Source organism: Amphritea atlantica, assembly GCA_024397875.1.
Lineage (GTDB): Bacteria > Pseudomonadota > Gammaproteobacteria > Pseudomonadales > Balneatricaceae > Amphritea > Amphritea atlantica_B.
Genome location: CP073344.1, coordinates 2,888,694 through 2,908,629, shown reverse-complemented (window position 1 = coordinate 2,908,629; position 19,936 = coordinate 2,888,694). Strand labels below are relative to the sequence as shown.

General features: G+C 50.1%; 18 protein-coding genes, 1 tRNA gene and 3 other RNA genes. 8 read left to right on the top strand and 14 right to left on the bottom strand.

From position 1 onward, the window contains the following. Positions 1-31 precede the first annotated feature (31 nt). From KDX31_13390 to KDX31_13370, 5 genes are all read right to left on the bottom strand, one after another. Positions 32-159: non-coding RNA, RtT sRNA (locus tag KDX31_13390), on the bottom strand. 52 nt (positions 160-211) lie between these two features. Continuing rightward, positions 212-339, bottom strand: a non-coding RNA gene (locus KDX31_13385) — RtT sRNA. A 52-nt stretch (positions 340-391) separates the two neighbouring features. Next, a non-coding RNA gene (locus KDX31_13380) (RtT sRNA) lies at positions 392-519 on the bottom strand. A 241-nt stretch (positions 520-760) separates the two neighbouring features. Beyond that, positions 761-1,777: an IS110 family transposase gene (locus KDX31_13375; protein ID UTW02343.1), complete on the bottom strand. Its 1,017-nt coding sequence runs from the start codon at positions 1,775-1,777 to the stop codon at positions 761-763. A gap of 113 nt (positions 1,778-1,890) precedes the next feature. Further along, positions 1,891-1,974, bottom strand: a tRNA-Tyr gene (locus tag KDX31_13370). A 442-nt stretch (positions 1,975-2,416) separates the two neighbouring features. Between KDX31_13370 and nrdA the strand changes: the two genes are divergently transcribed. From nrdA to KDX31_13345, 5 genes are all read left to right on the top strand, one after another. Further along, a complete protein-coding gene (gene nrdA / locus KDX31_13365; protein ID UTW02342.1) occupies positions 2,417-4,681 on the top strand; it encodes a ribonucleoside-diphosphate reductase subunit alpha in 2,265 nt (754 codons plus the stop codon). Positions 4,682-4,785: 104 nt separating this feature from the next. Beyond that, positions 4,786-5,916 (top strand): ribonucleotide-diphosphate reductase subunit beta, encoded by a 1,131-nt coding sequence (gene nrdB, locus KDX31_13360; protein UTW02341.1) that lies wholly within the window; start codon positions 4,786-4,788, stop codon positions 5,914-5,916. Positions 5,917-5,926: 10 nt separating this feature from the next. Then, positions 5,927-6,193, top strand: a complete 267-nt coding sequence (locus KDX31_13355; GenBank protein ID UTW02340.1) for a 2Fe-2S iron-sulfur cluster binding domain-containing protein — start codon at positions 5,927-5,929, stop codon at positions 6,191-6,193. A 445-nt stretch (positions 6,194-6,638) separates the two neighbouring features. Continuing rightward, positions 6,639-6,779, top strand: a complete 141-nt coding sequence (locus KDX31_13350; protein UTW02339.1) for a DUF2986 domain-containing protein — start codon at positions 6,639-6,641, stop codon at positions 6,777-6,779. Then, complete coding sequence (locus tag KDX31_13345; GenBank protein ID UTW02338.1) at positions 6,776-7,021, top strand: DUF2132 domain-containing protein; 246 nt, start codon at positions 6,776-6,778, stop codon at positions 7,019-7,021. Before KDX31_13350 ends, KDX31_13345 begins: the two co-directional genes overlap by 4 nt. A gap of 53 nt (positions 7,022-7,074) precedes the next feature. Here KDX31_13345 and KDX31_13340 read toward each other — a convergent pair whose 3' ends face one another. After that, positions 7,075-8,127, bottom strand: coding sequence for an MBL fold metallo-hydrolase (locus tag KDX31_13340; protein ID UTW02337.1), 1,053 nt, complete (start codon positions 8,125-8,127; stop codon positions 7,075-7,077). 625 nt (positions 8,128-8,752) lie between these two features. Between KDX31_13340 and KDX31_13335 the strand changes: the two genes are divergently transcribed. Next, a complete protein-coding gene (locus KDX31_13335) occupies positions 8,753-9,007 on the top strand; it encodes a hypothetical protein (protein UTW02336.1) in 255 nt (84 codons plus the stop codon). A gap of 53 nt (positions 9,008-9,060) precedes the next feature. On the opposite strand, the gene nth is transcribed toward KDX31_13335, so the two are convergent. Continuing rightward, positions 9,061-9,693 carry an endonuclease III gene (nth, locus tag KDX31_13330; protein ID UTW02335.1) on the bottom strand — a complete coding sequence of 211 codons (633 nt, stop codon included), beginning with the start codon at positions 9,691-9,693 and terminating at the stop codon, positions 9,061-9,063. A gap of 239 nt (positions 9,694-9,932) precedes the next feature. Between nth and KDX31_13325 the strand changes: the two genes are divergently transcribed. Both KDX31_13325 and KDX31_13320 read left to right on the top strand, forming a co-directional pair. Further along, complete coding sequence (locus KDX31_13325; GenBank protein UTW02334.1) at positions 9,933-10,271, top strand: hypothetical protein; 339 nt, start codon at positions 9,933-9,935, stop codon at positions 10,269-10,271. Positions 10,272-10,372: 101 nt separating this feature from the next. Further along, positions 10,373-10,672 carry a hypothetical protein gene (locus KDX31_13320; GenBank protein UTW02333.1) on the top strand — a complete coding sequence of 100 codons (300 nt, stop codon included), beginning with the start codon at positions 10,373-10,375 and terminating at the stop codon, positions 10,670-10,672. A 604-nt stretch (positions 10,673-11,276) separates the two neighbouring features. Here the strand turns inward: KDX31_13320 and KDX31_13315 are convergent. From KDX31_13315 to cysN, 7 genes are all read right to left on the bottom strand, one after another. Then, entirely contained in the window at positions 11,277-11,993 is a 717-nt protein-coding gene (locus KDX31_13315) for an electron transport complex subunit E (protein ID UTW02332.1), read from the bottom strand. 1 nt (position 11,994) lies between these two features. Further along, a complete protein-coding gene (gene rsxG / locus KDX31_13310; GenBank protein UTW02331.1) occupies positions 11,995-12,648 on the bottom strand; it encodes an electron transport complex subunit RsxG in 654 nt (217 codons plus the stop codon). Next, positions 12,648-13,691 carry an electron transport complex subunit RsxD gene (gene rsxD, locus KDX31_13305; GenBank protein ID UTW02330.1) on the bottom strand — a complete coding sequence of 348 codons (1,044 nt, stop codon included), beginning with the start codon at positions 13,689-13,691 and terminating at the stop codon, positions 12,648-12,650. The genes rsxG and rsxD overlap by 1 nt, the downstream gene beginning before the upstream one ends. Positions 13,692-13,778: 87 nt before the next feature. After that, on the bottom strand, positions 13,779-16,769 hold the full coding sequence (gene rsxC, locus KDX31_13300) for an electron transport complex subunit RsxC (protein UTW02329.1): 2,991 nt from the start codon (positions 16,767-16,769) through the stop codon (positions 13,779-13,781). After that, a complete protein-coding gene (gene rsxB / locus KDX31_13295) occupies positions 16,766-17,365 on the bottom strand; it encodes an electron transport complex subunit RsxB (GenBank protein UTW02328.1) in 600 nt (199 codons plus the stop codon). Before rsxB ends, rsxC begins: the two co-directional genes overlap by 4 nt. 9 nt (positions 17,366-17,374) lie before the next feature. Beyond that, a complete protein-coding gene (gene rsxA, locus KDX31_13290; GenBank protein UTW02327.1) occupies positions 17,375-17,956 on the bottom strand; it encodes an electron transport complex subunit RsxA in 582 nt (193 codons plus the stop codon). Positions 17,957-18,197: 241 nt separating this feature from the next. Beyond that, a complete protein-coding gene (gene cysN, locus KDX31_13285) occupies positions 18,198-19,910 on the bottom strand; it encodes a sulfate adenylyltransferase subunit CysN (protein UTW02326.1) in 1,713 nt (570 codons plus the stop codon). Between the last annotated feature and the right edge of the window lie 26 nt (positions 19,911-19,936).

The window sequence follows — 19,936 nt, the reverse complement described above, 5'->3', positions numbered from 1 at the left end:
GGTAAACGAGGCTGTTTCGTATCGAATTCGATGGTGGTGGGGGGTGGATTATTCCCCTTCGGGCCGTTGCGGAAAAGCACGCAACGTTGTCTTCGTTCGCGGGCTCACTTCGGCTCGAACCACGTCGGTGGTTCTCACCCACCCCCTGCGCATAAATTTCAGACACAAAAAAGCCCCGTTAGTAAACGAGGCTGTTTCGTATCAAATTCGATGGTGGTGGGGGGTGGATTATTCCCCTTTGGGCCGTTGCGGAAAAGCACGCAACGTTGTCTTCGTTCGCGGGCTCACTTCGGCTCGAACCACGTCGGCGGTTCTCACCCACCCCCTGCGCATAAATTTCAGACACAAAAAAGCCCCGTTGGTAAACGAGGCTGTTTCGTATCGAATTCGATGGTGGTGGGGGGTGGATTATTCCCCTTCGGGCCGTTGCGGAAAAGCACGCAACGTTGTCTTCGTTCGCGGGCTCACTTCGGCTCGAACCACGTCGGTGGTTCTCACCCACCCCCCTGCGCATAAATTTCAGACACAAAAATGTATGGTTCCCCTCATGATTGCAACACAGATTTGTGATCATGAGGTGGTTTTGCGCTAATGTATTCGGAGTCTTTAATTAGGAATGTTTCATTCCTGCTCCACGATGAGCATCCGCGCCAGATAGCCCTTAAAAAACCGACAGCTTATAACAGCTGTTTTTTGTGACAGGTTTACTACCCGGACGGTCAACCCTTTTCATCATCACGCTCTGTTATTGCAAACCTGATTAAACCTGCTGTGACTGGTAAGGCTCATTCTTGCTTAAAACAGCATACGCTATTCGTGACAGCTTGTTTGCCAGAGCAATACAGACCGTATTAAATGATTTACTTGCTCTCAGCTTTCTTAGCCAGTCATACATCGGCCCCCGATAGTTATCCAATCGTGATAGGATCGCTCTGGCTCCGTGCACTAATAAGCATCTAAGGCGTTTATTTCCACGCTTACTAATACCTAATAACTTCGACCTCCCTCCTGTCGAATATTGCCGCGGCACCAACCCTAACCAAGCAGCCATTTCTCGACCGCTTTTAAACTGATGAGCATTGCCCACTTCTGCTGCTAATTGGCTTGCAGTCATATCACCAATACCAGGAACGGTTTTTAGTAGCTGGCAACGACTGCTTTGCTTAACCTGCCTAACGATTTTTATATCTTGTTCGGCTATTTGCTCATTTAAGTAGCGGTAGTGATCATGCATCACTTGAAGCTCACCTATGATGGCTGGGCATAGTGTAACTTTTTGTGTGCTTAGCCATGAAAACAGCTTTTTCATCGCTGAGTGACCACGTGGAAGGGATAAACCGAATTCCAATAACAGCGCGCCAATACGTGACATACAAGCTGTGCGCTCCGCTACGAAGCCTTCACGTACTCGATGTACGACTACCTGACTTTGTGCGTCAACTGACTTCACTGCGACAAACCGCATATCCGGACGACCTGCCGCCTCAGTAATCGCTTGCGCATCAATGAAGTCGTTTTTATTACCTTTAACAAAAGGTTTAACATATTGAGGCGGGATTAATCGGACGTCGTGACCATAACTCATGCAGAGACGGCCTAACCAGTGCGCGCCACCGCATGCTTCAAACGCAATAATGCATGGCGGTAGTTGTGCTATAAAAGTAATGAGCTGATGACGAGAGAGTTTCTTTTTGCAGACTTGCTTATCGTGAGAATCACGACCAATTAAATGAAAAGAAGACTTGCCTAAATCGATTCCAAGGACTTTGATAGACATGAGATGGTTCTCCTTGTTGGTTTCGTCGCCTTTCCAGCATAGCTGGTTAAAAGCGAGGGGAACCATCTCATTAAGCCCCGTTGGTAAACGAGGCTGTTTCGTATCGAATTCGATGGTGGTGGGGGGTGGATTCGAACCACCGAAGCTCGCGCGTCAGATTTACAGTCTGATCCCTTTGGCCACTCGGGAACCCCACCACAAGGAGCGCGTATACTATTGATTTGTTACCCCGCTGTAAAGCGTAATATCGAATCTTTTTTCGCAGCATGGGAGGTCTTTTTTATAATTATCAAAACTTATTACGATTTCATTTTTAATTAAAATTTTTCTTATTTTTGAGTAATATTCTGCAGCGCCGATGGCACGGGCGTCTGGCCTGTTTTTAGCGTTTGACTACACTCATAAAAGGGCAAAATCAAGTATTGTAATTAAGTTGTTTATAACTATATTTAGTGCCTGATCTTCGGGCGCGCACAACATGTAGTGTGGCAGATGAAGTGCTGGCACACATTGCCAGCAGGATAGAGTGAACATCAGGGAGTCAGGGACGCTAAAGCGAAATATCCCCGGTCCCGCCGCTGAAAAGGTTCGGTTAAGAAACCTTCGTAAATCTGATTTTTTCAAACTTGGGAAAGCGAAATGCAGGACATATTGGTAACGAAACGGGATGGTCGTCAGGAAAAACTGGACCTTGAAAAAATTCACCGAGTCGTTATCTGGGCCGCCCATGGCCTTCAGAATGTCTCAGTCTCGCAGGTAGAACTGAAAGCCCATATTCAGTTTTACGATGGTATCAAAACGGCCGATATCCATGAAACGCTGATCAAATCTGCTGCAGACCTTATCTCTGAGGATGCACCGGACTATCAGTATCTGGCAGCCCGTCTGGCGATTTTTCATCTGCGTAAGCGAGCTTTTGATAGCTTTGAGCCGCCACATCTTCTGACCCATGTAGCGAAGATGGTTGATGCCGGTCGTTATGATAAACACCTGATAGAAGATTACTCTGAAGCAGAATTTAATCAGCTGAATGACTATATCGACCATGGTCGGGATATGAACTTCAGCTATGTTGCTGTGAAACAGCTAGAGGGCAAGTATCTGGTACAGAACCGGGTAACCCACGAGATCTATGAGAGTCCTCAGATCCTCTATATGCTGGTCGCAGCCTGTCTGTTTGCCAACTATCCGAAAGAGACGCGACTCGAGTATGTGAAGCGTTTTTATGATGCCTGCTCACTGTTTAAATTGTCACTGCCAACACCGATTATGGCGGGTGTCCGCACCCCGACCCGTCAGTTCAGCTCCTGTGTGCTGATCGAATCCGGCGACTCACTGGATTCTATCAATGCTACTGCCAGTGCGATTGTGAAATATGTCAGCCAGCGGGCGGGTATCGGTATCAACGCCGGTCGCATCCGCGCTTTGGGCAGCCCTATCCGGGGCGGTGAAGCGTTCCACACCGGCTGTATTCCGTTTTATAAATATTTCCAGACTGCGGTTAAGTCCTGTTCTCAGGGCGGTGTTCGTGGTGGCGCAGCAACACTGTTCTATCCACTCTGGCACCTCGAAGTTGAATCACTGCTGGTACTGAAGAACAACCGGGGTGTGGAAGAGAACCGGGTGCGCCATCTGGATTATGGTGTACAGCTGAACAAGTTGATGTATACCCGACTGATCAAGGGAGGAAATATTACCCTGTTCAGCCCTCACGAAGTGCCGGGACTTTACGATGCCTTCTTTGCTGATCAGGACGAGTTTGAACGTCTCTATGTTCAGTATGAACAGGATCCAGCGATTCGTAAGAAAACCATTAAAGCGGTTGAGCTGTTTGGTATTCTGGCATCCGAACGCGCGTCAACCGGACGTATCTATATTCAGAACGTCGATCACTGCAATACCCATAGCCCGTTTGACGCTAAGGTGGCACCGGTTAAGCAGTCTAATCTATGTCTTGAGATTGCCCTGCCAACCAAGCCTCTCAATGATATTAACGATCCTGAAGGTGAGATTGCGCTGTGTACTCTGTCCGCCTTTAACCTGGGGGCTCTGGAGAATCTGGATGAGCTGGAGAACCTGTCAGATCTGATCGTGCGGGCACTGGATAGTCTGCTGGATTATCAGGATTACCCGATTGAAGCGGCCCGTACCGCGTCCATGAACCGCCGTACACTGGGTGTTGGCGTCACCAACTTTGCCTACTATCTGGCGAAAAACGGCGTCCGTTATTCTGACGGTTCCGCTAATGGTCTGGTACACAAAACCTTTGAAGCGATTCAGTACTACCTGCTTAAAGCATCCAATCAGCTGGCGAAAGAGCAGGGTCCCTGTAAGTTGTTCAAGGAGACCAATTACGCCAAAGGGATTTTGCCAACCGATACCTACAAGCGTGAAGTGGATGAGTTCTGTGATGAGCCTCTGCACTATTTCTGGGAAACACTGCGTGAGGACATCCGCGAATTTGGCCTGCGAAACAGCACCCTGACAGCGCTGATGCCTTGCGAAACCTCATCTCAGATTACTAACTCGACTAACGGTATTGAGCCTCCGCGGGGTTATGTCAGCGTTAAGGCGAGTAAAGATGGTGTCATGAAACAGGTGGTACCGGAATACGCTGAGCTGAAAGATGATTACGAGCTGCTGTGGCAGATTCCAACCAATGAGGGCTATCTCCAGCTGGTGGGTATTATGCAGAAGTTTGTCGATCAGTCTATTTCGGCCAATACTAATTATGATCCCTCTAAGTTCCCGGGTGATAAGGTGCCGATGAAGCAGCTCCTGAAGGACCTGTTGACCGCTTACAAGTATGGCGTAAAAACCCTCTACTACCATAACACCCGTGATGGTGCGACCGACCAGCATGAAGATATGAGTGGTTGCGAGAGCGGTGCCTGCAAGCTCTGATCGTTTACAGCGCAGACTGTGTAATGGATTTCAGGCCGGTGGCACGCAGCCGCCGGCAATCAGTTTTGACCTCCCTGCAATCAGGGTAAGAGTATTGATGCAACATGCTATATTCAACGTTTGATCCGACTTTTAATGATGCTACCAAAGAGCCGATGTTTTTCGGTCACAGCGTCAACGTAGCCCGTTACGACAAGCAGAAATACCCGATTCTTGAGAAGCTGATTGAAAAGCAGCTGTCATTTTTCTGGCGCCCGGAAGAGGTTGATCTGTCAACCGACCGTAAAGACTTTATGGCGATGCCGGAACATGAAAAGCACATCTTCCTCAGCAATCTGAAGTATCAGACGCTGCTGGATTCGGTGCAGGGGCGTTCTCCTAATATCGCGTTTCTGCCAATAGTCTCTCTGCCAGAGCTGGAAACCTGGCTGGAAACCTGGTCTTTCAGTGAGACGATTCATAGCCGTTCCTACACCCATATTATCCGTAATATCCTGACTGAACCGTCAGAGGTGTTTGACACGATCGTCACCAACGAAGAGATCGTTAAGCGGGCCCGCAGTGTCACCCGGCTTTATGATGAACTGATCGAGTTAACAAATATCTATATGATTCAGGGGCCGGGTGTCCACACGATTGACGGCGAAACATACGATGTCAGTATGCATAACCTGAAGACTAAGCTCTATCTGACGCTGGTATCGGTTAATGTACTGGAAGCGATCCGTTTCTATGTGAGTTTTGCCTGTTCATTTGCATTTGCTGAACGTGCAATCATGGAGGGCAACGCCAAAATTATTAAGCTGATCGCCCGGGATGAGGCGCTGCACCTCACTGGTACTCAGTTTATGCTCAACATGCTGGCTTCCGGTGCGGACGATCCTGAGTTCAAGCAGATTGCAAAGGAGTGTGAACCTCAGGTTTATGAGATTTTCCGCGAAGCGGCTGAGCAGGAAAAGGAGTGGGCAGGGTATCTGTTTAAGGATGGCTCAATGATCGGTCTTAATGCCCGTATCCTGTCTGATTATGTGGAATATATTACGAATGTGCGGATGAAGGCGTTGAATCTGGAAGAGATTTTCCCGGCGAAACAGAATCCGCTGCCATGGATGAATGCGTGGCTGGTCAGTGACAACGTACAGGTTGCACCACAGGAAGCAGAGATCAGCTCGTATCTGGTAGGAGCAATTGATAATGAAATGGGTGAAGACGACTTCGACGGTTTCGACCTCTAAGGAACGGGTCATGTCAGGTATACCAAGAATTAAGGTCAATAATTTCAGCACCTTCTACTATCAGTATGAGTATTCTTTGCTGGACGCCATGGAGGCACAGGAGATCCCTGCGCCCTATAACTGTCGTGGCGGTTATTGTGGTTGTTGTCGGGTTCGCCTGATTGATGGTGAAGTGGAAGAGGTTCAGGATGCTCTGTATGACACTGTTGGTGATGAGATACTGGCTTGCTGTACAAAGCCGGTATCGCATGTCGAAATAGAGATCCCTGACGAGTGATGCTCTGCCGCACAGCGCCTTAACCTGCCTATCTGCGGCCCGCTTTGCAGCGGCAAGGATAGATGCTCTGGTTAGCACCGGAGCAGAATTTCCAGAAAAGTTCTTCACAGCTTAAAATTGTTTTTCTCCTATGTGGATTGTGCGTTGCACCGGTTTCAATACTAAGCAACTCTTTCACTGTAACTTATTGATAGTAAAAAGAGTTGTTAGGATACGGTGCTTTTATAAACAATTTGCTGCAGCGCCCATGTTATGGCTTTCACAGGCAGTTACTAAAAAGTAATGCACTGAGTTATCCACAGAATTTGTGTATTACACTTGGCGGTATAAACAGCACTCCAATGGGCCACTTTAACGCCCGGTAAACTATCTTCTGAACTCAAAGCCAAACTCAGATAGAATGTGCACTCCTAACGACCAGACCGGTGCCTCAGGCTCAGTATTGATGAATAGAAAGAAGAAGATAAACAGCATCTTGAAAAAGCGTGCTAAGAAGGCAAACGCGAAACTTCATGTATCGGCAAAGCCGCGATATATATCTAAGGATGAGCGTGCCAGAATGGAGCAGCAGGAAGCAGAACAATGACCGGGGGGCAGAAAAACAACCCTTTGCATGGTATTACCCTGCAGCAGATCGTTACTGATCTGGAAGCGGAGTATGGCTGGCAGGAGCTGGGTCGGCGGATCAATATTCGCTGTTTCCAGAGCGACCCCAGTATTAAGTCCAGTCTGAAGTTTTTACGCAAAACGCCCTGGGCAAGGGAGAAGGTCGAGCAGCTCTGGATATTGTTGCAGGAACGTAAAACGGTCTGGAAGACGCCGGAATAAGCGAGGACTGTATTCATTCATAGCCGGTTGATACGCTACAGGTTGTATCCCTCTTATACCTCGTCATTGTGCCCAGCGGGCTCCACCGGGTAGTCCATTTCCAGCCACCCGTTATACCCCCCATCCAGCGCGACTGCGCGATCAAATCCCAGTTCTTTTAGTGTGGCTGCGGCCAGGGTTGATATCTTGCCAAACTGGCAGTAGGTTACGATTCGTTGCGTTGGGTTGGTCAGCTGACTATTAACCTGAAGCTCAAGTTGCCCGCGGGGAATATTGATAGCGCCTGGAATATGTCCCCGACGGAACTGATCCGTTTCTCTCACATCCAGTAGCAGTATCGCCTGCGGCTCCGTCTTCAGTTTGAGTGCTACCTCTCTAAGTGACATAAAGGGAACCTTTTCTGCAGCTTCAGCGAGCAAACTGGCAACGGTTTTACCCCCGCTAAGATTCGTACGCAGCGCTTCGGTCAGATGATCGGGCATATCCAGGTTGAGCGTATTCATCTGCTTAATAAAGGCGCTACGCCCGGTTATCTGAAGCCTGCGGTTATTGAGTAGTTCACTGGCAATCGTGGTATATTTTTTGTCGCTGTAAATGTGGGCCGGATAGACCTGTGTTTCCGGCGGCAGCAATAACAGCTTATTGAACAGGCTGTTATACAGTTTAGCCGGATCTCCCCCTGGCAGATCGCTGCGTCCGGTTCCTCCCAGCAGTAAAGTATCCCCAGTCAGAACCCGGTCAGCAATCAGAATACAGATCGAATCTTCGGTATGTCCCGGTGTATGTATAATTTCTAGCTTAAGCTCGCCGAGGCGTATCATCTCGCCATCATCAACATGAAAAGTAACAAAGGGAGCCGGACTGTTGCGATGCATAATAACCGGCACCTGCAACTGACGTGCGAGTGTCTGGCTGGCGCTGAAGTGATCCGCATGGGTGTGGGTATCCAGCAGATAGTGTAAACGCAGCCCCTCCTTATTGAGCAGGGCCCGGTAATTGTCCTGCATACTCAGTTCAGGATCTATAATGATTGCGCTGCGTTGATGGCTGCATCCGATCAGGTAGGACTGGCAACCCCGTTGTGTTGCGAGCTGATGAAAGATCATGGCCATGGTTTTCTGCCGTTTGGTGTTTATTACCTTGTCACTCAGTATAGCAACAGCCTGAAATGACCCGAGACGTTAGCAGTATTAACAGTCATCTCCGCGAGATTCCTGAGAAACGTTTTCAGCTGTTAGTGTCAGTAAAGTGATACAACGCGATGTGTTAGTAATTACTTTCAATAGAGTGGCTGAAATAAGGCCTTTAATCAGATTGCAATATTTAATTCACAGCAAACAAGAAATATTTAAAGGGCTGATAAGAAATTATATAAAGGTATTTATAAATACCTGTTGAATTACGTAACTTATTGAAATATATAGTTTAAAAAATGTGTGTCGTTTATGTGACCGATTTGTTTCGGGGCCAATAACCACGGGTGTTTTAGCCAACTACCCCAATAATACACACAGTTTTATCCACAGAAAATGTGCACAACTAAGCCGGTTGATAACTGTGTTTCGGTCTGTCAGAAACTGGCTGAATGACGCAGAAAAAAGACAGTTATATGAAAGCAAACCGGTTAGTTTACGGTTGATGACTTTAGTCAATTCCTACACAACTAAAACCTACTACAGTTACTCTGTTGCTGGCGAACCAGGCTTGTTTACGACGGGTGTAGGAGGGGCTATGAAACTAAGCAATGAAGATACAGTGGAAGCTATTCGTTGGATCAATGAGCAGTTTGAGTGCAATGGCTGTTTTCCCGCCTGCTGTACACAAAATGAAAGTACTAACTATGGAAAAATCCTTCAGCATGTGAAGGCCTATAAGGACTGGAGTAAAACACCCTCTACCCAGGATGCTGTCAATCGCTGGATGAGTAGCTGGCTCTGTTCAGATGAGATTGATCAGTTGCGTGGCAGTTGTAAAAGACTGAATTAACCGTTTTCCCGAAGGTCACGGATAAGGCTGATAAATTGTTAGGCTAAATGTGCTTATTCAGCTTTCTCTTTAAATTCACACAGATCTTCTATCAGACAGGAACCACAGCGGGGTTTACGCGCAACACAGGTGTATCGACCGTGGAGAATAAGCCAGTGATGGGCGTCGATAAGAAACTCCTTGGGGACAAAACGCATCAGTTTCTTTTCCACTTCAAGGACATTCTTTCCCGGCGCTATTCTGGTTCGGTTTGATACCCTGAATATGTGTGTATCTACAGCCATGGCTGGTTGACCAAAGGCCGTGTTCAGTACAACGTTAGCAGTCTTTCGACCGACGCCTGGAAGCCCTTCGAGGTCTTCCCGGTTGTCAGGAACGACTGATCCATGCTTATCAATCAGTATCTTACAGGCTTTGATAATGTTTTCTGCTTTAGCGTTATACAGGCCGATGGTCTTTATATACTCCTTTAAACCCTCCACGCCCAGGGCATAGATCGCTTCTGGTGTATTGGCAACCGGAAACAGTTTGCGGGTTGCTTTATTTACGCCGACATCGGTTGCCTGTGCTGACAGTGTCACTGCGACCAGAAGTTCAAACGGATTGCTATATTCCAACTCTGTTACCGGGTTGGGATTGGCTTCCCGCAGGCGGGAGAAAATTTCGTGGCGTTTTGCGGCGTTCATAGGTTCCGGCAGATAGCGTTGTGTTAAGAGAGGTATGTTAACGGGGAGAGGTGTCTGGGGCAACTGCTCCGGGGGACTGTAAACCGTATTATCCCAGTGACCATCACAGCATAACCGGATCTTATAATCGCTGATAGCGCGGTGTTTTTTATAGCAATTAACAGGTAAACAGGGCTATAGTTTAAGCAATGTTACAGTGTTGTTTAACAGCCCGGGGGTATTATAAATGGTTTGCTTAGATGGTTAATGGTTTGCCTTTGCCTGAAGAGAAGAAACTGTTGGTTATCTACAGGGTGGAGTCGGGGTGTCTGGGGCCGGATGGCGCACAGCTTATCGATGCCTTCTGTGGTTTTGCCCAGGAAAAATTTGAATCAGTGGATTCAGATATTATTCGGTGGACTATCGTACCCAGAAACAGTAAAACACTTCCTGAAATAGAATATAATGTCGTAGGCAAGCAGATAAGCCACTTACAAGCTATACGGTACCTGGCGTTTTTTGGTAGAAACCTCGATGGATTTGAGGGGAATCTGAGCGAAAAAATTGCAAGATATATTGAGGCGTTCATGAGTCGGTAATCATTGCGTAACCGTTTAGCCTTTTTATCTTATCTGATACGTTTAGCCGCACGATCAAATGGTATTGGTTAGTCCATGCCTGACACCCTTTTGGAATCACAATGAAAAAGACGTTTAACTTAACGCATCCCAAGCTTACTGTTCCAAGACGAGTAGATGCTATTAAGCACGAGATTAAAAAATATTTAAAACGAGAGCGTAATAAAGCGCTACCTGAGAATGCTGATTTTTGGGACTTTGATTGTCGTTTTGGCGCTGATGAAGCCAGTAGCGAAGCGGTTCATCTCACCGAGATCAATAAAAAGATCTCTGAAGTTGAGTTAAACCAGCAGGAGTCCTTCTATCTGGAAATTCTGGCTAAGCCTGGATACCGCACTAAAAAGCATGATCAGGCTGAATAAACAGGCTAAAGCATTAAAAAAAGCGACCCAGGGTCGCTTTTTTGTTGTGCTGTTGGTGCTATTTTAATAACCGTTGATACTCACGGCTTGAGGGTGCAAAAGGGCCGCCAGAATGAGTTCAGGCGGCAGTGAGGCACTCTTATAAAATGACACATTAGCGCATATCGGGGAAGCCCGATGCTTATTAAGTGCTGCTCTAGTGGCGGTGTTCACCCAGTAAGCCCACAGACTCAGCTTTGTCTCTTTTGGCGGCTTTCTTCTCTTTCTGTGTCATGAGTGGTTTTTTCTTAGACTCTTTCTTACTGTTCTTATCTTTGCTCATTTTAGTGCTCCAGGAAATATTGAATATTTAACAGAACAACCATAACCACCCGATTGTCAGCAGAGAATCTAACAGCAGATTTTGTCTGTAGAGCTGATAATAGGTGCTAATGGCGCTTTGGAACTTAGCCGAGGCTACACAGGAGAGATTAGAAATTAGTGCAGGAAAGACGTTCCATAATAGCACGGGAAGTACTGGGGGAGCTATGCTTCTCTTCAGGAGCCAGAGGGCGCTTGCCACTAGAAAAGAGCGAAGCGCAGTGTCTGGCTGGATCGTTGAGATCTAAGATATATTCCCGGTTACTCTGACACGACGGGATTCGCCGGTCGGCTCAATTGGAGTTGCGGGGGCTTTTCTTCGCTCTTCCAAGCGTTTATCAATAATGTTTTTCAACGCAATCAGCAGGCCCATGCCAACAAATGCGCCTGGCGGCAGGATGGCAAACAGGAAGCCGACATAGTCATCCAGAATAACGAGTTTCCAGCTTTCGGCAGCCGGGCCGAACAGCAGTTGCATATCACTGAACAGGGTTCCCAGACCCAGAATCTCGCGCATGCCTCCGAGTATGATCAGTACCGCGGTGAACCCGAGACCCATCATTGCGCCATCCAGCAGAGATGCGCCTACCGGATTTTTTATCGCGAAGGCATCGGCCCGGCCCATGATGGCGCAGTTGGTTACGATCAGTGGGATAAAGATACCGAGGATGGTATACAGCTCATAGGTGAATGCCTGCATCAACAGTTCTATACAGGTTACAAATGAGGCGATAATCATCACAAATACCGGCAGTCGTACCGACTCAGGAATGAACTTGCGGAACATGGAGATAGTGAGGTTAGAGCCGATCAGCACGATGGTGCTGGCAAGCCCCAGTCCTATTGCATTGACGACGGTGCCGGTGACCGCCAATAGCGGGCAGAGGCCGAGCAGTTGGACCAGCGCAGGGTTGTTGTCCCAGAGACCATCGAGGGTGATTTTGCGGTAATCATTCGCCATCTTATTCAGTTCCAGCCGTTTCAGAGTGTATATCTGACCGGGTTTCAAGCAGTGCAGTTTTATGTTCGCGGAAATAGTGAATTGCCCGGGCGGTTGCGTTAACGACTGCACGGGGGGTTATGGTCGCTCCGGTAAACTGATCGAAACGGCCGCCATCTTTTTTCACCGCCCAGGAAGGGTCATCATCCCCCTCATAGCGCTGGCCGTCAAAGCCGTGCAGCCAGCTGGACTTCTTCAGTTCGACTTTGTCTCCCAGTCCGGGGGTCTCCTTATGGGCCAGAACCCTGACGCCGGCAACCGATTCATCGGCATTGATGCCCACAATCATATTGATATTGCCGGTATAGCCATCGGGAGCCGTCACTGGGATTATCACCGTGACGACCTGACCATCACGGCGGGCGCGGAACACTTCAATGGGCTGAGTGCTGGCCGTCAGTGTCGGTGCATCAATTGCAATGGTATCTTCCAGCAGATTATTATCGATACTCTCTTTAGGAACAATCTCATACAGCGCTTTGGCCCGTGCTTCCCGCTCATTGATATCGATCTGAGCTTTAGTCGACACCTGAGTCAAGGCGATGGCGCCGGATGTGATCACGGCAAAGATACTCAGTCCCAGCGCGCTGTTACGAATGGCTGTCAACATCTCCATTACTTCATACCCCGGTTTGGTTTTGCATGGCCGTAACTGCGGGGTTGAGTGTACTGATCGATGAAGGGTGCACAGAGATTCATCAGCAAGACCGCAAACGCGACCGCATCCGGATAGTTACCCCAGCTGCGGATAACAAAAATCAGCATGCCGATCCCTGCACCAAACCAGAGTTTGCCTTTGTTACTGGTGGCCGACGTGACTGGATCGGTGGCGATAAAGAATGCCCCCAGCATCGTTGCCCCGGCAGTCAGATGGAAAAATGGATCAGGATACTGGTCCGGCATCAGCAGGAAAAACAGGGTGGAGATAACGGCCAGACTGCCCAGCATTGCGACCGGGGTGTGCCAGGTGAATATTTTTTTGTACAGCAGGAATACGCCACCCATAAAATAGGCCGCACTCACCGCATGCCAGGCGCCAATACCGTTGGCCAGCAGCGCATTTTCGACCCACATCTCTTCGGTGGTGAAACCGCCCCGGTGACGCATAACATCCAGCGGTGTTGCCATTGTGTGAGCGTCAATTCCCGCTCCGGCGGTGCCAAAAATCGCCGCCAGCGTGTCACCAAGGGAGAGCACCGACCAGCCCTCTCCGGTCATGACAAAAGGCGCTGCCCAACTGGTCATCTGCACTGGGAACGATACCAGTAGCAGGGCGTAGGCCACCATGGCCGGATTAAACGGGTTGTTGCCCATACCGCCATACAGTTGCTTGGCAATCACGATGGCAACGAGTATACCGATCGTCATTATCCACCAGGGGGCAAACGGTGGCAGTGCCAACCCCAGCAAAACCGCTGTAACCACCGCACTGTAGTCGGACAGATAAAAGCTGACCGGCCGTTTACGCAGCTTAATAATCGTGGCTTCCATGGCCACAGCCAGCAGGGTGCCCCAGAGAACCTGAATCAGGGTACCCCAGCCAAAAAAGAAGGTCATTGCAGCCAGTCCGGGGAGGGTTGCGAGCAGCACCGTTAGCATCACGTTGCCGGTGCTGCCGGCTCGGTGGGCGTGGGGTGATGTGATTCGGATCAGTGCCATTCTGTCTACTCAGTTCTGCCGCCTCATTTAACAGAGGCGGTTTATTAGAGACGCTTTAGTCAAACGCCTGCCTAAAAAGATTAACTATTATTCAGAGAAACGTTCCAGAGTCGAGTTCAGCTTTTCAGCCTCAGTCCGGGCAGCCAGAAGTTCCTCTTCAAGCGTCTGTTTATGATCGTCTTCCGCTTTGCTCAATGCCCGCTCGGCTTTCGTTACCGCAGCTCTTGCCATCGCCGCGTCGATCTTCAGTTGTTTAAGATCAATGCCCTGTTGCGCAGCGGCGGCGGCTTTTTCCGCCTCTGCTGCATTGAATATGGCCTGTGCGGCATCATGACGGGCTTTCAGTTCAGCTATATCGGCTTCCAATACAGGGTTTGTCTCTCCTTCAGGAAGCTCTGCCAGCTGCTTCTCAGCCTTTTTCAGCTTAGTGCGCATAATCGACACCTGCTGCTTCAGCTCTTTGAGGCTGGTTACCGGCTCGGCCTCAGTGATCGTTGCGGGGGTATCCACAGCACTGGTTTTAACCTGTGCCAGCTCATCCTGAAGTGTTGTGAGCTTATCTTTGAGTTTGTCGACGCCTGCGGCCATCTTATCGGCTGCGGGACTGCCGGATTCAACGGCTGCTTTCCAGGCACTCTCTGCTTTATTGACTTTACCCTGCAGTGTGGCAATGTCAGATTCAAGTTCTGAGGTGTCCGCTATTGCAGCCGGGGCTGCTGATGCAGAGGCGCGGATATGGGTCAGTTCATCCTGCAGGGCTTTCAGCTTATCTTTCAGTTTGTCTACGCCTGCGGCCATCTTATCGGCTGCCGGACTGCCGGATTCAACGGCTGCTTTCCAGGCGCTCACTGCTTTATCGACTTTACCCTGCAGTGTGGCAATGTCTGATTCAAGCTCTGAGGTATCCGCTGTTGCAGTCGGGGCTGCTGATGCGGAGTTGCGGATATGGGTCAGCTCATCCTGCAGGGCTTTCAGCTTATCCTTCAGTTTATCGACGCCAGCGGCCATTTTATCGGCTGCCGGGCTGCCGGAGTCAACGGCTGCTTTCCAGGCCTTCTCTGCTTTATCGATTTTGCCCTGCATCGCGGCGATATCCGTTTCCAGTTCTGCCGTATTGACGCTTGCTGTCGCAGCCGGAGCGTTGCCGCTTTCAGCGTCTTTATAAGCTTTTTCGGCGGCCAGGCTTTTTGCCTGCAGTTCGGCTATCTGAGCGTTCAGTGTGTCGATATCGCCGGTGCCACTCTCTTGCGCGATTCTTAGTTGCTTTTCCGCTTTTTTTAGTTTGGTGCGAGCGATCGCTGCGTTATTCTTCAGCTGTTTCAGATCGGTCTCTGGTGCCGCCTGAGTTGGTTTCTGGGGCGGAGTGTTCTGGGCGTCAGTATAGGCCTTTTCCGCCTGGTCTGATTTAAGCTGCAGTTGTTGTAGGGTTGCCTGTAGCGTTTCGATACCCTCCAGGCCTTTCTCCTGAGCGTTGGCCAGCGCCTTTTCCGCTTTTCTGAGTTTGGTACGGGCAATGGCAGCGTTGCTTTTCAGCTGTTTGAGATCAGGACCTGTGGAAGCCGCAGCGCTGGACGCAGTCGGTGTGGAGGCGTTGCTCAGCGCGGCATCTTTTTTCGCGGCCTGGGCTGCGGCGGCTTCGATCGCGCGTTGCTTACGCCGCTCCTCTTTTTCAATCTTTTCCCGCTCCAGGCGTTCTAAACGGGCCTCGAAACGGATCCGTGCATGGTCCGCTTTGCGCTGCTCCTCATCCTCTTTACGGATCTCCGCCTTGGCGAAGCGATAATACTGAACCAGAGGAATATTACTCGGACAGACGTAAGAGCAGGCACCGCATTCGATACAGTCGAACAGGTTGTGATGACGGGCTTTATCAAACTCTTTGCCTTTGGCGAACCAGTAAAGCTGCTGCGGCAGAAGTTCTGCCGGACATACCTGTTCGCACATGCCGCAACGGATACAGGCCTGTGCCGGGGGTTGCGGAGGCATCTCCTCGATGGAGCCTGCGATCAGACAGTTGGTGGTTTTGATCACGGGGATCTGTTCATTGGTGACCGTAATACCCATCATCGGACCGCCGACAACCAGACGATGCATCTGTTCACGTCGGACTTCGGAGTGATCCAGCAGATCAGTAAAGCGGGTGCCGATACGCACTTCATAATTCTGTTTGTGGCCGGCAGCCTGACCGGTAACGGTAACAATTCTCGAGATCAGCGGTTCGCCACGGACGACCGCACGGTAGATCGCCGTCGTGGTACCGATATTCTGACAGACAATCCCGACGTCTGCCGGAATCCTGCCGCTGGGGACTTCGACCCCGGTTAGCAGTTTGATCAGCTGCTTTTCACCACCGGAGGGGTACTTCGTTGGTGTGATGACAATATCCAGATTGAGCGGACTATTATCCAGTGCCGCATGCAGGGCGCGAATCGCCTGAGGTTTGTTATCCTCGATACCCACCATAATATGCAGTGGTTTCAGCAGATGAGCGATGATTTCTATGCCACCCAGAACCTCATCGGCCCGTTCCCGCATCAGCATATCATCTGCGGTGATATAGGGTTCGCACTCGGCAGCGTTGATGATCAGGGTGTTGACGATATGATCATCACCCAGATGCAGTTTCACATCGGTCGGAAAGCCCGCTCCGCCCATGCCGGCGATACCGGACTGACGGATATACTCAATCAGATCCTGTTTGGGCAGTTTGGTATAGTCTTCAATCCCCTGGTGCTCAACCCATTCATCCCGGCCATCTGATTCAATGATCAGGCAACCCGCTTCCATACCGGACATATGCGGTACCGGGTGGGGGGCGATCGCGACAACCGTGCCGGAAATGGATGCATGGATGTTGGCGCTGATCCGGCCAACTGCTTCAGCAACCAGCTGACCCTTCAAAACCCGGTCACCAACGCTGACGACCGGCTCAGCAGGCAGGCCTATATGTTGCTGTAGTGGCAATATTACCCGCGCAGGTACCGGCGCCAGTGAGATTGGCGCCCCAGTGGATTGTTTTTTGTTTTCCGGAGGATGGATACCGCCATGGAAACCATGCACTTTAACGGTGTTTTTCATCTGTCAGCCTCCAGTGCAATACCGGGATGGCGGTCGGTCGCGATCAGTTCGACACCGGATTTAGGCACTGGCCACTGCCAGTTATTAAGTGTGGTTTCGGTGGGCAGCATATCAATACAGTCAACAGGGCAGGGTTCGACACAGAGATCACAGCCGGTACATTCGGAAGCGATTACGGTGTGCATCTGTTTTGCGGCACCGAGAATTGCGTCAACCGGACACGCCTGAATACATTTGGTACAGCCGATACACTCGTCTTCGCGAATGTAAGCTACTTTTTTGACCTGCTCTTCGCCGTGCTCGGCGTCCAGTGGCGTCGCTTCCACATCCAGCAGATCCGCCAGAGCCTCGATAGTGCTCTGGCCTCCGGGAGGACATTTGTTAATCGCCTCATCATTATTGACGATCGCTTCCGCATAGGGGCGACAGCCCGGGTGTCCGCACTGACCGCACTGGGTCTGAGGCAATAAAGAGTCGACCTGGTCAACCAGAGGGTTGCCTTCGACTTTAAAGCGGATTGAGGAATAACCCAGCAGAATACCGAATACCAGGCCCAGTCCTAACAATACCAGCACGGCAATTAATACAGCGCTCACGGTAACTCCTTAAAACTGAACCAGGCCGGTAAAACCGAGGAAGGCGAGTGACATCAGGCCCGCAGTCACCATACCGATTGCGGTTCCCTGGAACGGAGCCGGTACATCAGCGATAGTGATACGTTCCCGCATGGCGGAAAACAGGATCAGCGCCAGCGAAAAACCAACGGCGGCGCCAAACCCATAAGCGATCGACTCGATAAAGCCGTTCATCTTTTTGATATTTAACAGTGCAACACCCAGAACTGCACAGTTGGTGGTGATGAGGGGCAGAAAGATCCCCAGTAACTTGTAGAGCAGGGGGCTGGTTTTACGTACCACCATTTCGGTGAATTGCACGACGACGGCAATAACCAGAATAAATGAGATGGTTTTGAGGTAGGTCAGATCCAGCGGTGCCAGCAGATAGGTGTATACGAGATAACTGCAAATCGATGACAGCGTCAGAACAAAAGTCGTTGCCAGTGACATGCCCATCGCGGTTTCGAGTTTATTGGACACGCCCATAAAGGGGCACAGTCCGAGAAACTGAACCAGTACGAAGTTGTTCACCAGTACAGTGCTGATAATAATTAGCAGATAATCAGTCATAAGATTCGTTACATCATCACCGGTATCGGGGTACCGGAACTGCCTTGAAATTAGAAAGTTCTAAAGTCTACCGATTTTGGAGGCTTTCCGGTATAGCTTTATGCCTGATGTGCCTCAATTTTTCTGCACCTGCGTCATAAAAACCGGATGATCTGCTGACGCTCCTGGCAAGATCTCCCCAAACGACAATCCGGGCCTGAACTGATTCAGACCCGGGTGTTTACTATCTGATCCGCGAGGGTCAGATGGCGCCGTTCTCGCGCAGCAGTTCCAGAATTGCATTGGCCTGTGCGGCGACCGGTTGTGCAGATGCACTCAGGCTCAGATCGCCGGCACCGGCGTCAAGATCCACAACCAGAGTACCCTCAGGCAGGGCAGTACTGGCATCGGTTAATACCAGAAGACCGTTGTCGTTGAACAGGCTGGCTACCAGGCCGGCTTCTGCCGCAACCGCGTTGTTCAGTACAGCAACAGCACGCCCCTGATTGAACAATTGCCGTTCAGTGGTGTACAGCAGTGTGTTGCGCTGCTCCTGCGAGCCACCCTGAATTGCCAGGGTAATCGCTTTCTGACCGAAGCGGCGCTCTCTGTCCTGCTTGCTGATGGCTGCACTGGTGGTAACCAGGTGATCGCTGACCGTGCTGTTCTCACTGTTATCCGCTGCAATCATACCGGCAGCGACCGTGATATTGGTCAGCCGGTCAATGATGATAAATGAGCCGGTCGTGTGGTGAGAGCGGTAATCGTCAGTCACTACAGGGCGCTCAAGGGTGATCTCACAGCGGCCAATCTCATTCAGCTTGAGCGTTGCTGCCGGGTGCTGTTGTTGCGTATTTACATCAACACAGTGACGAATGCTGCTGATGCCGCCAGCGACGGTCTGCGTAGCCATTTTAATATCGTACTGACGGCCGGGCATCAGTTCCTGCTCCGCCATCCATACCACCATGGCATCAAAGCGATTGCTGACCCGGGCGTTATCGCTGCTGTGAACGATCATATCGCCACGGCTGATATCGATCTCATCTTCCAGTGTCAGGGTAACTGCCATCGGTGGGAAGGCTTCCTGCAGCTCTCCTTCAAAAGAGACAATCGATTTCACCCGGCTGCTCTTGCCTGAAGGCAGCACGGTGATGGCATCACCTGGACGTACTACGCCGGACCCCAGGGTGCCGCAATAACCGCGGAAATCCAGGTTGGGGCGGTTAACGTACTGAACCGGAAAGCGCAGCTGATCGAAGTTCTGGTCATTAGCGATCTCGATAGTTTCCAGATACTGCATCAACGGAGCTTCTTTATACCAGGGCATATTTTCGCTCAGATTGACGACGTTATCGCCTTTCAGTGCTGATAATGGTACGAAATGGATATCTTTCAGGTCCAGATCTTTAGCGAATTCGAGATAATCCTGTTTGATCTCTTCATAACGGGCTTCGCTGAAGTCCGCCAGGTCCATCTTATTGATCGCAACGATGGTGTGTTTGATGCCCAGAAGGGAAACAATGAAGCTGTGACGTTTGGTCTGAACCTGTACACCATGACGGGCATCGATCAGGATGATCGCAAGATCACAGGTCGACGCACCAGTAGCCATGTTACGGGTATACTGCTCATGTCCGGGAGTGTCAGCGATGATAAATTTACGCTTATCGGTTGAGAAGTAGCGGTAGGCGACATCGATAGTGATGCCCTGTTCACGCTCTGCCTGCAAGCCATCGACCAGCAATGCCAGATCCAGTTCTTCACCGGCATTACCCACTTTGGCGTTATCTGAGTGCAGTGCAGCAAGCTGATCTTCATAGATCATCTTGGAATCGTGCAGCAGACGACCGATCAGGGTCGATTTACCATCGTCTACGCTGCCGCAAGTAAGAAAGCGCAGTAGTTCTTTGTTTTCATGTTGTGCCAGGTAAGCTTCGATATCGCTGGCGATCAGATCGGACTGATGACTCATGATTGTGTTCCGTATTCTTAAATTCT

What these genes read in the sequence shown, in the direction of transcription:
- KDX31_13375 (UTW02343.1), bottom strand. Translation starts at nt 1,777, where the DNA reads ATGTCTATCAAAGTCCTTGGAATCGATTTAGGCAAGTCTTCTTTTCAT.
- nrdA (UTW02342.1), top strand. Translation starts at nt 2,417, where the DNA reads ATGCAGGACATATTGGTAACGAAACGGGATGGTCGTCAGGAAAAACTG.
- nrdB (UTW02341.1), top strand. Translation starts at nt 4,786, where the DNA reads ATGCTATATTCAACGTTTGATCCGACTTTTAATGATGCTACCAAAGAG.
- KDX31_13355 (UTW02340.1), top strand. Translation starts at nt 5,927, where the DNA reads ATGTCAGGTATACCAAGAATTAAGGTCAATAATTTCAGCACCTTCTAC.
- KDX31_13350 (UTW02339.1), top strand. Translation starts at nt 6,639, where the DNA reads ATGAATAGAAAGAAGAAGATAAACAGCATCTTGAAAAAGCGTGCTAAG.
- KDX31_13345 (UTW02338.1), top strand. Translation starts at nt 6,776, where the DNA reads ATGACCGGGGGGCAGAAAAACAACCCTTTGCATGGTATTACCCTGCAG.
- KDX31_13340 (UTW02337.1), bottom strand. Translation starts at nt 8,127, where the DNA reads ATGATCTTTCATCAGCTCGCAACACAACGGGGTTGCCAGTCCTACCTG.
- KDX31_13335 (UTW02336.1), top strand. Translation starts at nt 8,753, where the DNA reads ATGAAACTAAGCAATGAAGATACAGTGGAAGCTATTCGTTGGATCAAT.
- nth (UTW02335.1), bottom strand. Translation starts at nt 9,693, where the DNA reads ATGAACGCCGCAAAACGCCACGAAATTTTCTCCCGCCTGCGGGAAGCC.
- KDX31_13325 (UTW02334.1), top strand. Translation starts at nt 9,933, where the DNA reads ATGGTTAATGGTTTGCCTTTGCCTGAAGAGAAGAAACTGTTGGTTATC.
- KDX31_13320 (UTW02333.1), top strand. Translation starts at nt 10,373, where the DNA reads ATGAAAAAGACGTTTAACTTAACGCATCCCAAGCTTACTGTTCCAAGA.
- KDX31_13315 (UTW02332.1), bottom strand. Translation starts at nt 11,993, where the DNA reads ATGGCGAATGATTACCGCAAAATCACCCTCGATGGTCTCTGGGACAAC.
- rsxG (UTW02331.1), bottom strand. Translation starts at nt 12,648, where the DNA reads ATGGAGATGTTGACAGCCATTCGTAACAGCGCGCTGGGACTGAGTATC.
- rsxD (UTW02330.1), bottom strand. Translation starts at nt 13,691, where the DNA reads ATGGCACTGATCCGAATCACATCACCCCACGCCCACCGAGCCGGCAGC.
- rsxC (UTW02329.1), bottom strand. Translation starts at nt 16,769, where the DNA reads ATGAAAAACACCGTTAAAGTGCATGGTTTCCATGGCGGTATCCATCCT.
- rsxA (UTW02327.1), bottom strand. Translation starts at nt 17,956, where the DNA reads ATGACTGATTATCTGCTAATTATTATCAGCACTGTACTGGTGAACAAC.
- cysN (UTW02326.1), bottom strand. Translation starts at nt 19,910, where the DNA reads ATGAGTCATCAGTCCGATCTGATCGCCAGCGATATCGAAGCTTACCTG.